Source organism: Micromonospora sp. ATCC 39149, assembly GCF_000158815.1.
In the GTDB taxonomy this organism is placed as follows: Bacteria; Actinomycetota; Actinomycetes; order Mycobacteriales; family Micromonosporaceae; genus Micromonospora.
The window spans coordinates 3,698,554-3,710,380 of sequence record NZ_GG657738.1; the positions used below are offsets into that span (position 1 = coordinate 3,698,554).

At 74.5% G+C, this 11,827-nt stretch carries 8 protein-coding genes and 1 pseudogene; 8 read left to right on the forward strand and 1 reads right to left on the reverse strand.

What is annotated here, in order from left to right; all coding sequences use genetic code 11:
* Window positions 1-28: 28 nt before the first annotated feature.
* The 4 genes from MCAG_RS15750 (at window position 29) to purB (ending at window position 6,590) form a co-directional block, all read left to right on the forward strand.
* A complete protein-coding gene (locus MCAG_RS15750; protein WP_007073978.1) occupies window positions 29-1,321 on the forward strand; it encodes an acetyl-CoA C-acetyltransferase in 1,293 nt (430 codons plus the stop codon).
* A 222-nt stretch (window positions 1,322-1,543) separates the two neighbouring features.
* Complete coding sequence (locus MCAG_RS15755) at window positions 1,544-2,581, forward strand: glycosyltransferase family 2 protein (RefSeq protein WP_036373620.1); 1,038 nt, start codon at window positions 1,544-1,546, stop codon at window positions 2,579-2,581.
* Window positions 2,582-3,111: 530 nt separating this feature from the next.
* Window positions 3,112-4,971: a hypothetical protein gene (locus tag MCAG_RS15760; protein WP_036373624.1), complete on the forward strand. Its 1,860-nt coding sequence runs from the start codon at window positions 3,112-3,114 to the stop codon at window positions 4,969-4,971.
* 194 nt (window positions 4,972-5,165) lie between these two features.
* Window positions 5,166-6,590 carry an adenylosuccinate lyase gene (gene purB, locus MCAG_RS15765; RefSeq protein WP_007073981.1) on the forward strand — a complete coding sequence of 475 codons (1,425 nt, stop codon included), beginning with the start codon at window positions 5,166-5,168 and terminating at the stop codon, window positions 6,588-6,590.
* 23 nt (window positions 6,591-6,613) lie between these two features.
* Here the strand turns inward: purB and MCAG_RS15770 are convergent.
* Window positions 6,614-7,179: pseudogene (locus tag MCAG_RS15770) on the reverse strand (YbjQ family protein).
* Window positions 7,180-7,465: 286 nt separating this feature from the next.
* On the opposite strand from MCAG_RS15770, the gene purS reads away from it, so the two are divergent.
* The 4 genes from purS to MCAG_RS15790 all read left to right on the forward strand — a co-directional run.
* Window positions 7,466-7,720, forward strand: coding sequence for a phosphoribosylformylglycinamidine synthase subunit PurS (purS, locus tag MCAG_RS15775; protein WP_036373627.1), 255 nt, complete (start codon window positions 7,466-7,468; stop codon window positions 7,718-7,720).
* Window positions 7,717-8,400 carry a phosphoribosylformylglycinamidine synthase subunit PurQ gene (gene purQ / locus MCAG_RS15780; RefSeq protein ID WP_007073984.1) on the forward strand — a complete coding sequence of 228 codons (684 nt, stop codon included), beginning with the start codon at window positions 7,717-7,719 and terminating at the stop codon, window positions 8,398-8,400. The genes purS and purQ overlap by 4 nt, the downstream gene beginning before the upstream one ends.
* Window positions 8,401-8,464: 64 nt before the next feature.
* Complete coding sequence (gene purL / locus MCAG_RS15785) at window positions 8,465-11,233, forward strand: phosphoribosylformylglycinamidine synthase subunit PurL (RefSeq protein ID WP_007073985.1); 2,769 nt, start codon at window positions 8,465-8,467, stop codon at window positions 11,231-11,233.
* A gap of 4 nt (window positions 11,234-11,237) precedes the next feature.
* A partial coding sequence (locus MCAG_RS15790) for a 2-phosphosulfolactate phosphatase (RefSeq protein WP_036377285.1) occupies window positions 11,238-11,827 on the forward strand: 590 nt, incomplete at its 3' end.

An 11,827-nucleotide genomic window follows, 5' to 3' on the forward strand; every position in this document is an offset into this window, starting at 1 on the left:
GGGCAAGTCCTGAATTGGAGGCGGGATCGTGCAGAGCATCCGGCGGGTCGCGGTCATCGGCGGCAACCGCATCCCCTTCGCCCGGTCCAACTCCCGGTACGCCAGCGCGTCCAACGCCGACATGCTGGGCGCGGCCCTCGACGGGCTCGTCGCCCGGTTCGGGCTGGCCGGGCAGCGGGTCGGCGAGGTCGTCGCGGGGGCGGTGCTCAAGCACTCCCGGGACTTCAACCTCACCCGCGAGGTGGTGCTCGGCTCGAAGCTCGACCCGCACACCCCGGCGTACGACATCCAGCAGGCGTGCGGCACCGGCCTGGAGGCGACGATCCTGGTCGCCAACAAGATCGCCCTCGGGCAGCTCGACGTCGGCATCGCCGGCGGCGTCGACACCACCTCCGACGCCCCGCTCGCCGTCAACGAGGAGATGCGGCGCACCCTGATCCGGCTCAACTCCGCCCGCACCCTCGGCGAGCGGCTGCGGATCGCGGCGAAGCTGCGCCCACTCCAGCCGTTCCAGCCGGAGATCCCGCGCAACGCGGAGCCGCGTACCGGGCTGTCGATGGGCGAGCACGCCGCCCGCACCGCCCTGCGCTGGAACGTCGACCGGCAGGCCCAGGACGAGCTGGCGCTGCGCTCCCACCAGCGGCTCGCCGCCGCGTACGAGCGGGGGTTCTTCGACGACCTGATGACCCCCTACCTGGGGCTGACCCGGGACCAGAACCTCCGTCCGGACACCACGCTGGAGAAGCTCGGCTCGCTCAAGCCGGTCTTCGGCCACCGGGGCCCGGACGCCGAGCACGCGACCATGACCGCCGGCAACTCGTCTCCGCTCACCGACGGCGCGTCCACGGTGCTGCTGGCCAGCGAGGAGTGGGCGGCCGAGCACAACCTGCCGGTGCTCGCCTGGTTCTCCTGGTCGGCGACGGCGGCCGTCGACTTCGTGCACGGCGACGAGGGGCTGCTGATGGCCCCCGCGTACGCCGTGCCCCGGATGCTGGCCGGGGCCGGGCTGACGTTGCAGGACTTCGACTACTACGAGATCCACGAGGCGTTCGCCTCCCAGGTGCTGGCCACCCTCGCCGCCTGGGAGTCGCCGGAGTTCTGCAAGGACCGGCTCGGCCTGGACGCCCCGCTCGGGCCGATCGACCGGGACAAAATCAACGTCAACGGCTCGTCCCTGGCCGCCGGCCACCCGTTCGCCGCCACCGGCGGGCGGATCGTCGCCACGCTGGCGAAGCTGCTCGCCGAGGCCGGCTCCGGGCGGGGGCTGATCTCGATCTGCGCGGCCGGCGGGCAGGGGGTCACCGCGATCCTGGAACGCTGACCCGCCGGCTGACCGTCACCCGGGCGCCGACGCACGGGCCACGGCTCTTCGTCCGGGACGCGCAGCACGTCGCCGTCCGGCGGCCAGGTGGCCGGCGGCCGACGTTCACCGTGCGTTCAGCTCGGTGTGTGGCTGTGGTGACCTCGGGCCGGCAGGGTGACCGGCGGTGCGCACGCGCCGGCAAGATCCGTACTCTGCGTCCGAACGGGGCCCGGCACACCGATGGACATCAGCGCAGCCGGGGCACCGGACCTGTCCGTGGTCGTCCCCATGTACAACGAGCAGGACGTCGTCGCGGTGTTCGTCGAGCGGCTGCGGCCGGTGCTCGACGGCACCGGCGCCACGTACGAGGTGGTCGCCGTCGACGACGGCAGCCGGGACCGCACGGCCCGGCTGCTTCTCGACCACGCCCGGTCCTGGCCCCAGCTACGGGTGGTCCGGCTGCGCCGCAACAGCGGCCACCAGGCCGCCCTGACCGCCGGGCTGCACCGGTCCCGGGGGCGCTGGGTGGTCAGCATCGACGCCGACCTCCAGGACCCGCCCGAGGTCATCCCCGAGATGCTGGCCACGGCCCGCGAGCGGGGCGTCGACGTCGTGTACGGGGTGCGCGCCGACCGGAGCACCGACACGCCCTTCAAGCGGGGCACCGCCGGCCTGTACTACCGGCTGATGCGCCGCATCGTCGGCGCTGACCTGCCCGCGCAGGCGGGCGACTTCCGGCTGGTCAGCCGGGACGTGGTGGAGGTGCTGCGCCGGTTGCCCGAGCGCACCCCGGTGTACCGGCTGCTGGTGCCCTCGCTCGGCTTCGCCGCGGCCGAGGTGCGCTACTCCCGCGCGGTCCGGGCCGCCGGGGCGACGAAGTACCCGCTGCGTCGGATGATCGCGCTGGCCTGGGACAGCACGGCGAACTTCACCGCCGCGCCGCTGCGGCTGGCCACCTGGCTCGGCGTGGTCAGCTTCGCGTCCTGCCTGGTGCTGGCCGTCCTCGGCCTCATCGCGTACGCCGACGGCGCGACCATTCCGGGCTGGACCTCGCTGTTCGTGGCGGTGCTGCTGTTCAGCGCCGTCCAGCTCATCTGCCTCGGCCTGCTCGGCGAGTACGTCGGCCGCATCTACCGCACCGTGCAGAACCGCCCCACCCACCTCGTCGGCTTCGACTCCGCCGAGGTCCCCGACCCCCCGGACGTGACCGGCGTCGAGCCGACCGGCGTACGCGACGCGCCGGCCGTGGCGGTGACGGGCGGCCGGGCCGGTGACTGAACCGGCCGTGCTGACGCAGGACGCGGCGGTGCGCGAGGCGCCCGCGACGCGGGGCGTGCCGGCAGGGCGGGGCGGGGTGGCCCGTCGGGTCGCGGCGGCGCTCGCCTGGTCGGCGGCGCTCGCCGCCCTCCTCGCCGGCTGGTGGTGGACGGGCACCCCCGGCGGCGACGTCGCCCGGTACGTCGCCTACTGGGCGTTCGCCCTGGTGCTGCCCGGCACGCTCGTGCACCGGGCGCTTCGGGGCAGCCGGGGCAACCTGCCGGAGGACCTGGGGCTACGGCGCGGCGGTCGGCCTGCTGCTGGAGCTCGCCGCCTGGGGCGCTCGCCACGGCCAGCGGCACGCAGCCGGCGCTGCGCTGGTGGCCGGGTCCCGGTGCTGGCGCTTCTCCGTCGCGGTGCCCGGGCTGCGGCGGCACTGGCGGGATCGCCCGACCCCGGGCCGCTGCCGCTGCCCTGGACGCTGGCGGTCGCCGGGGTGCTGTCTGCTAGTGCCTGGACGTTCGTGGGCTGCGGACCAACCCGCTTCCGCCGTGGAACACGTCTACTACCAGGACCTGCTCTACCACCTGGGGCTGGTGCACGAGCTGACCCGGGACATGCCCTTCGAGCTGCCGCAACTGGCCGGGGAGCCGCTGCGCTACCACTACCTCGTCGACGCGCACCTGGCCAGCGCCAGCATGATCACCGGTACCGGGCCGGCGACGGTCCTGCTCCGGCTGTGGCTGGTGCCGGTCGCCGCGACGGCCGTCGTCGTCACCGCCGGGCTGGCGCGGGACCTCAGCGGACGCTGGTGGGCCGGTCCGGTCGCCGCCGGGACGGCGTACGTCGGGGTGTCGCTCTCCCTCGGCTCAGCCGCCACGGCCAGCGGCACCCTCCCGCTGTCCGTCGAGAGCCCGTCGCAGACGTACCTGCTGCCCCTGCTCCTGCTGCTCATCGGCGTCTGCGTGGACGTGGTGCGCGGCCGGCGGCCCGGGCCGGGCTGGGCGCTGGTGCCGGCGGCGGGCCTGGCCGTCGCCGGTGCCAAGTCCAGCGGCCTGCCCCCGCTGATCGCCGGGGTGGCGCTGGCCGGGGTGGTCGTCGGCTGGCGGGCCCGCCGGGTGCCGTGGGCCGTCGTGTCGCTGTTCGCGGTGCTGGTCGCGGCCATGGCCGTCGGGTACCGCCTGTTCGCCGGTGGCGGCGCGGGCGTGCTCTCCCCGCAGGTGTTCGGGGTGCTGCGCTTCACCGCGCCGTGGCGGCAGACCGTCGGCGCGGGCGGGGGCATCGCCGCCGGCGGCCTGCTGCCGCCGGGACTCGCGGCGGCCGGCGGCACCGGGTGGCTCTTCGCGGTCGCCGTGCTGGGCTGGTGGCTGGTGCTCCAGGCGCCCCGGTTCGTGGGAGTGCTGCTCCTGGCCCGCCGGGGCACCCGGGTCGACCCGGCGGCATGGCTGCTGGCCGGCGCACTGGTCGCCGGGGCGGGCGGGGCCTGGTCCTTCTTCCACCCGTCGGTCAGCCAGCTCTACTTCTTCCTGGCGGTGGTCCCGTTCGGGGCGCTGCTGACCGGCTGGCTGCTGGCCGAGGCGCGTCCGTGGTGGCCGGTCGTCGCGGTCGCCGGGGTGGTGGGCGCGGCGGCCCAGTGGCTGCTCGACCCGCTGGGCCCACCCGAGCGGACGCGGCGTGCCTGGCTGTGGGCGATGGCCGTGCCGGCGGGCCGGGTGCTGCTGCTGGCCGGCGTCGCCGCGCTGTTGGCCGTCCTGCTCACCAGGCTGCGCACCCGACGGGACCAGGGCCGGGGCCGGCTGCCGGCGGGGCCCGGCGAGGATCGGCCTCCGGCGGGGGCGTCGTGGCGTAGCCGGGCGGCGGTGGCCGGGGCGGTCGCCGCGCTGTGCGGGGCGAGCGTGGCCGGCGGCCTGGAGTGGACCGCCCGCCGGGTCGGGGACCCGCCCCGGGTGCTCGCCGCCGCCGACCGGCCGTGGGCGATCACCCGGGACGAGGCGCGGGCCGCCCTCTGGCTGGACGCCCATGCCGGCCCGGAGGACGTGGTGGCCACCAACGTGCACTGCCGGCCGGTGCCGACCGTCGCGCACTGCGACGCGCGGGCCTTCTGGGTGAGCGGGCTGGGCGGACGGCGGGCGCTGGTAGAGAGCTGGGGCTACACGGACGAGGCCCTGGCCGCGCACGCGCGCGACGGCTTCTCGTACCCCCGGCAGCCCGCGCCCGACCCTGAGCTGTTCGCCCGCAACGAGCGGCTGTTCACCGCGCCGACGGCCGGGGAACTGGACCGGGTGCGCCGCGAGAACGGCGTCCGGTGGCTGCTCGCCGACTCGGCCGCCGGCCCGGTGTCGCCGGAGCTGGCCCGGCTCGCCGAGGTGCGGTTCGTCGCCGGCCCGGTGACCGTGTACCGCCTCCGCTGACCATGTCTGCGGCGGTGGTCCCTCCTGCGCAACGCCCACGCCACAGCAGGCCAAGACCCTCGTGGTGACCGCGACGTCGCACGACATTCCGCGTCTGACCAGCAGCGGCTCTCCGCCGGCCCGCGCCGACCCGCTCCGTCGCCAGGGGCGGGCTGGCTCGGGTGGCGGGCCCGGCGTGCGGGAGAATGAGGCACGTGACGACGATCCCGAACGTGCTCGCCCACCGGTACGCCTCGCCCGAGCTGGTCGCCCTCTGGTCACCTGAGGAGAAGGTGCGGATGGAGCGGCGGCTCTGGCTCGCCGTCCTCCGCGCCCAACGGGACCTCGGCGTGGCCGTCCCCGACGGCGTGGTCGAGGCGTACGAGCGGGTGCTCGACGACGTCGACCTGGCCTCGATCGCCGAGCGCGAGCGGGTCACCCGGCACGACGTGAAGGCCCGCATCGAGGAGTTCGGCGCGCTCGCCGGGCACGAGCACGTGCACAAGGGGATGACCTCCCGGGACCTCACCGAGAACGTCGAGCAACTCCAGGTCCGGGCGTCGCTGGAGCTGGTCCGCGACCGGGTGGTGGCCACCCTCGCCCGGCTCGCCCGGCTCGCCAACGAGCACTCCGGCCTGGTCATGACGGGTCGGTCGCACAACATCGCGGCGCAGGCCACCACGCTGGGCAAGCGCTTCGCGTCGGCCGCCGAGGAACTGCTGATCGCGTACGAGCGGCTGGAGGACCTGATCGCCTGGTACCCGCTGCGGGGGATCAAGGGTCCGGTCGGCACCGCCGCCGACCAGCTCGACCTGTTCGACGGCGACGCCCACAAGGTCGCCGAGCTGGAGCGTCGGGTCGCCGAGCACCTCGGCTTCGCCCGGGTGCTGGACAGCGTCGGCCAGGTCTACCCCCGCTCGATCGACCTGGCGGTGCTCGCCGCGCTGGCCCAGGTCGCCGCCGCGCCGTCGTCGCTGGCCACCACGATCCGGCTGATGGTCGGCCAGGAGCTGGTCACCGAGGGCTTCAAGGCCGGCCAGGTGGGCTCCAGCGCGATGCCGCACAAGATGAACACCCGGTCCAGCGAACGGGTGAACGGCTTCGCGGTGATCATCCGGGGGTATCTGTCGATGGTCGGCGAGCTGGCCGGCGACCAGTGGAACGAGGGGGACGTCTCCTGCTCGGTGGTCCGCCGGGTGGCCCTGCCGGACGCGTTCTTCGCCGCCGACGGGCTGTTCCAGACGTTCCTCACCGTGCTGGACGAGTTCGGGGCGTACCCGGCGGTGGTCAACCGGGAGCTGGAGCGCTTCCTGCCCTTCCTGGCCACCACGAAGATCCTGGTCGCGGCGGTACGCCGGGGCGTCGGCCGGGAGGCCGCGCACGAGGCGATCAAGGAGCACGCGGTCGGTGTGGCGCTGGCGATGCGGGAGCGGGCGGCCGCCGAGAACGACCTGTTCGACCGTCTCGCCGCCGACGCCCGCCTGGGCCTGTCCCGCGCCGACATCGATGCCCTGGTTGCCGACCGCACCGCCTTCGTGGGCGCGGCCGGGGCCCAGGTCGACCGGGTGACCACCCGCATCGCCAAGATCGTCAGCGCCCACCCCGCGGCGGCCACCTACACTCCGCCCCCTATTCTCTGACCCCGCCGGTCGGCGGGGGTGGGTCAGAAGTCGCGGGTGGGGGTTTCGGCCGCCGAGGAGAGGTCGGGGGCGCTGGCCGGTTCGGCGATGCCGCCCGGGCCCTCGGCGATCGCCGGGTCGTGTGCCGTGTCGGCGGCGATCGCCGGCTGGTCCGGGGGCATGACGTCCGGGGTCTTGGGGGCCACGATGACGGCCGTGCCGTACGCGCAGATCTCCATCCACATCTCGCCGCAGTCCCGGCTGTCGAAGCGCATGCCGATCACGGCGTTCGCGCCGAGGCGGCGGGCCTCGTCGCCGAGGCGGGCCACCGAGTCCGTACGCCAGCGGGTCAGGTTGTCCGGCGCCATCGGGTCGTACGCGCCGCCGCGGAGGTTCTTCACCCCCTCGCGGTACGGGTTGCGCGTCCTGGCCATCGAGGACACCACTTCGCCGAGGATCTGGCGGATCTCGTAGCCGGGCAGTTGATCCGTCGTCACGACCAGCACGTTCTGATGCTGTCGCACCGGCCGGCGGCCGTTCGTCGGCCGTGGCCACCTGATCGGATGCTGCAAAAGGGGTCGGCGCGGACGGCCGGCGCTCCGCCGACCATCCGCGTCGGGCAGGGCCCTAACCGGCAGACACCGGCCACCGAGGTGATCCAGGGCCCGGTCGTACGCGATGTAACAATTTGGCGAACGCAGCCGCGGTGAATCGCCTGCCTCCGGGACGTATCGCGCGGGATCGGACGCGATACGTCCCCGCGTCCCGCCGGTTATGTCGATCACTGCCTGGACTGCCCCCGGCCGGTGCGGCTGAGGCGGTATCTGCCAGGTAGGCTGGCTGCGCTCGCCCGTTGTGGGTCGGCACCCAACTGCGTACACAGTCAGGAGTGCCCAGTGCCTCGCGTCGTCGTCGACGTCATGCTCAAGCCCGAGATCCTCGATCCTCAGGGCCAGGCCGTCGCAAACGCGCTGCCCCGGCTCGGCGTCAGCGACGTCGCCTCTGTCCGGATCGGCAGGCGGATCGAGATCGACTTCACCGGTGAACCGGACCTGGACCGGGCCCGGGAGATCGCCGACAAGCTGCTCGCCAACCCGGTCATCGAGGACTTCACCGTCCGCCTCGTCGAGACCGTGGACGCGCAACCGTGACCGCCCGGGTCGGTGTGGTGACGTTCCCCGGCTCGCTCGACGACGGGGACGCGGCGCGGGCCGTCCGAATCGCCGGCGCGGAGCCGGTCCGGCTCTGGCACGGCGACCCGGACCTGCGCGGGGTGGACGCCGTCGTCCTACCCGGCGGCTTCTCCTACGGCGACTACCTGCGCTGCGGCGCCATCGCCCGGTTCGCCCCGGTGATGGAGACCCTGGTGGACGCCGCCCGTGGCGGCCTGCCGGTGCTCGGCATCTGCAACGGCTTCCAGATTCTCTGCGAGGCTCATCTGCTGCCCGGCGCGCTCACCCGCAACCAGCACCTGCACTTCCGCAACCGCGACCAGGTCCTGCGGATCGAGGCGGCCGGCACGGCGTGGACGAACGCCTTCCAGCCCGGCCAGGAGATCCTGATCCCGGTCAAGAACGGCGAGGGCTGCTACGTCGCCGACACCCCGACGCTGGACGAGCTGGAGGCCGAGGGCCGGGTCGTCGCCCGCTACGTCGGCGGCAACCCCAACGGGTCGCAGCGCGACATCGCCGCCATCACCAACCCCGCCGGCAACGTGGTCGGCATCATGCCGCACCCCGAGCACGCCGTGGAGGCGCTCACCGGCCCTTCCCTGGACGGCCTCGGCTTCTTCACCTCGGTGCTCAAGCACCTGGTGGGGGCGCCGGCGTGACCGTGCGCGGCACCAACGGTCGGCTCCACCGCCCCGGCGGCGGCGAGCGCAACGAGGAGAGGTCATGACCACCCATCCGGACCCGGCGGTACGGGAGACCCCGGGCGGCTTCCCCGCCGCCCCGGCGGAGCCCTTCGCGGCCACCGTGGCTCCGCAGGCCGGCCCGGTCGCCCCGGCCCGGCCCGGCGAGCCGGTCCACCCCGAGTCGTCCCGGCCCGTCCCGGCCGCCGACTGGGCGCACGGCCTGGACACCGTGTCGCGCGCCGCCGAAACCCCCGAGGAGCTTCAGCCGTACGCGGAGCTGGGTCTCCGCGACGACGAGTACGCCCGGATCCGGCAGATCCTCGGCCGGCGCCCCACCCAGGCCGAGCTGGCCATGTACTCGATCATGTGGAGCGAGCACTGCTCCTACAAGTCGAGCAAGGTGCACCTGCGCCAGTTCGGCGAGAAGGCCCCGCCGAGCGACCGGCTGCTGGCGGGCATCGGCGAGAACGCTGGCGTGGTCCAGGTCTCCGACGAGCTGGCGGTGACCTTCAAGGTCGAGTCGCACAACCACCCGAGCTTCGTCGAGCCGTACCAGGGCGCGGCGACCGGCGTCGGCGGCATCGTCCGGGACATCCTCGCCATGGGTGCCCGCCCGGTCGCCGTGATGGACCCGCTGCGCTTCGGCGCGGCCGAGCACCCCGACACCGCCCGGGTGCTGCCCGGCGTGGTGGCCGGCGTCGGCGGCTACGGCAACTGCCTCGGCCTGCCCAACATCGGCGGCGAGGTCGTCTTCGACCCCTGCTACCAGGGCAACCCGCTGGTCAACGCGCTCTGCCTCGGCGTGCTGCGGGTCGACCGGCTGCAGAAGAAGGAGGCCACCGGCCCCGGCAACGTCGTGGTGCTGATGGGCGCCCGGACGGGCCGCGACGGCATCGGCGGCGTGTCGGTGCTGGCCAGCGCCACCTTCGACGAGGGCAGCGAGCAGCGTCGCCCGTCCGTGCAGGTCGGCGACCCGTTCATGGAGAAGCTGCTGATCGAGGCATGCCTGGAGCTGTACGACGCCGAGCTGGTCGTCGGCATCCAGGACCTGGGCGGCGCGGGTCTGACCTGCGCGCTCACCGAGACGGCCGCCTCCGCCGGCACCGGCATGCGGGTCTGGCTGGAGCGGGTCCCGCTGCGCGAGGCCTCGATGGAGCCGCAGGAGATCCTGGCCAGCGAGTCCCAGGAGCGGATGCTGCTGGTCGTCGCACCGGAGAAGCTGGAGGCGGTACTCAAGACCGCCGAGAAGTGGGGCGTCTGGGCCACCGCGATCGGCGAGGTCACCGCCCCGTCGCCGGACGGGCGGCCGGGCCGCCTGGTGATCACCTGGCGCGACCAGCTCGTGGTGGACGTCCCGCCGGGCTCGCTGGTCGACGACGGTCCGGTCTACGCCCGCCCGATGCGCGAGCCGGCCGACCTGATCCTGCTTCAGGCCGACCGCGCCGAGACGCTGCCCCGGCCGTCGACGCCGGATGCCCTGCGCGAGACGGTGCTGCGCATGATCGCGTCGCCGAACCTGGCCGACAAGACCTGGGTCACCGAGCAGTACGACCGGTACGTGCTGGGCAACACCGTGCTCGCCCAGCCGGAGGACTCCGGCGTGATCCGCATCGACGAGCGCACCGGCCTCGGCGTGGCCCTGTCGCTGGACGGCAACGGCCGGTACGCCCGCCTCGACCCGTACCACGGCACGAAGCTGGCGCTGGCCGAGGCGTACCGGAACGTGGCCGTGACCGGTGCGAAGCCGATCGCAGTGACCAACTGCCTCAACTTCGGCTCGCCGGAGGACCCGGGCGTGATGTGGCAGTTCGCCGAGGCCGTGCGTGGCCTGGCGGACGGCTGCCTCGAGCTGGGCATCCCGGTGACCGGCGGCAACGTCAGCTTCTACAACCAGACCGGCGCGGCGGCGATCCACCCGACCCCGGTCGTGGGCGTGCTCGGCGTGCTGGACGACGTCGCCAGCCGGGTGCCGATGGGCTTCGTCCCCCGCTCCGCCGGCGACCACGACCAGCTCTTCCTGCTCGGCGAGACGCACGTGGAGCTGTCCGGCTCCGAGTGGGCCTGGGTCACGCACGAGCACCTTGGTGGCATCCCGCCGCAGGTCGACCTGGGCCGCGAGCGGCAGCTTGCCGACCTGCTGGCCGAGGCGGCCCGGGTCGGGCACCTCAGCTCCGCGCACGACCTCTCCGACGGCGGTCTCGCCCAGAGTCTGGTCGAGTCCTGCCTCCGGCGTGGCGTCGGGGCGGCGATCGCGGTGCCGGAGCAGTTCACCGGTGGCTCGATGCCGTTCGTCTTCCTGTTCAGCGAGTCGGCCGGGCGGGTTCTGGTTTCGGTGCCGCGCGGCCACGAGAAGGCGTTCACCGCACTGTGCGCCGAGCACGGGGTGCCGTGGGAGTTCATCGGGGTCACCGACCCGGCCGGCGGGGCGTTGGAGGTGCGCGGCCAGTTCCGGATCGGCTTGGACGAACTCTCCGCCGCGCACACCGCCACGCTGCCCAGGCTCTTCGGCGGGTCGGAGCAGCCGGTCGGGTCGGCGAGGGCCGTCCCCGCCGCGCCGCCCGCCGCAGCGGCCGCGACGCAGCCCGTCGCGGCGACGCCGGCCGTTGGCGAGGCGGAGCCGCCCGCGCCAGCAGCGGAGCTTCCCGCACCGGAGGCTGCCGAGCCGCCAGCGGCTGAGGTCGCCCCGGCTGTCGCCGCCGACGGGCCGCAGCCGGCCGGGGCCGAGCCGCAGCGAGTCGACGGCACGGAGCCGGCGGACGGTCCCGACCCCGGTGAGTCCGATCGGTCCGCCGCGCCCGATCAGCGCTGAGGCGTTGACCGCGACGGTCTACGCCCAGCCCGGCTCGGGCGCCCGGTTCGACTGGGGGCTGGCCGGGGCGGCGGAACTCGGCCGCGTCTGCGCCGTCCTGGTGGTGGTGGACGTGCTCTCGTTCACCACCACCGTGGAGGTGGCGGTCGCCCGGGGCATGCGGGTGCACCCGTTTCCCTGGGGCGAACAGGCGGCCGAGTACGCCCGCCGGGTCGGCGCGGTCGCCGCCGTGGGGCGTCGGCAGGTGACCCCGGCCCAGCCGTGGTCGCTCTCCCCGGCGGCCCTGAGCACCGCGCCGGCCGTCGCAGACCTGGTGCTGCCGTCGCCGAACGGCTCGGCGATCAGCGCCGCCGCCAGTGCCACGGGGCTGCCGGTGGTCGCGGCCTGCCTGCGTAACGCCCGCGCCGTCGGGCGTTGGCTGACCGACCAGGGGTACGGCTCGATCGACGCCCCGATCGGCGTGGTGGCCTCCGGGGAGCGCTGGCCGGACGGTTCGCTGCCCCCGTCGGTGGAGGACCAGCTCGGGGCGGCGTGCGTGCTAGACGCGCTTTCCGGTGTGCCCGGTGGGCTGTCGGTGGAGGCGGCGATGGCGCT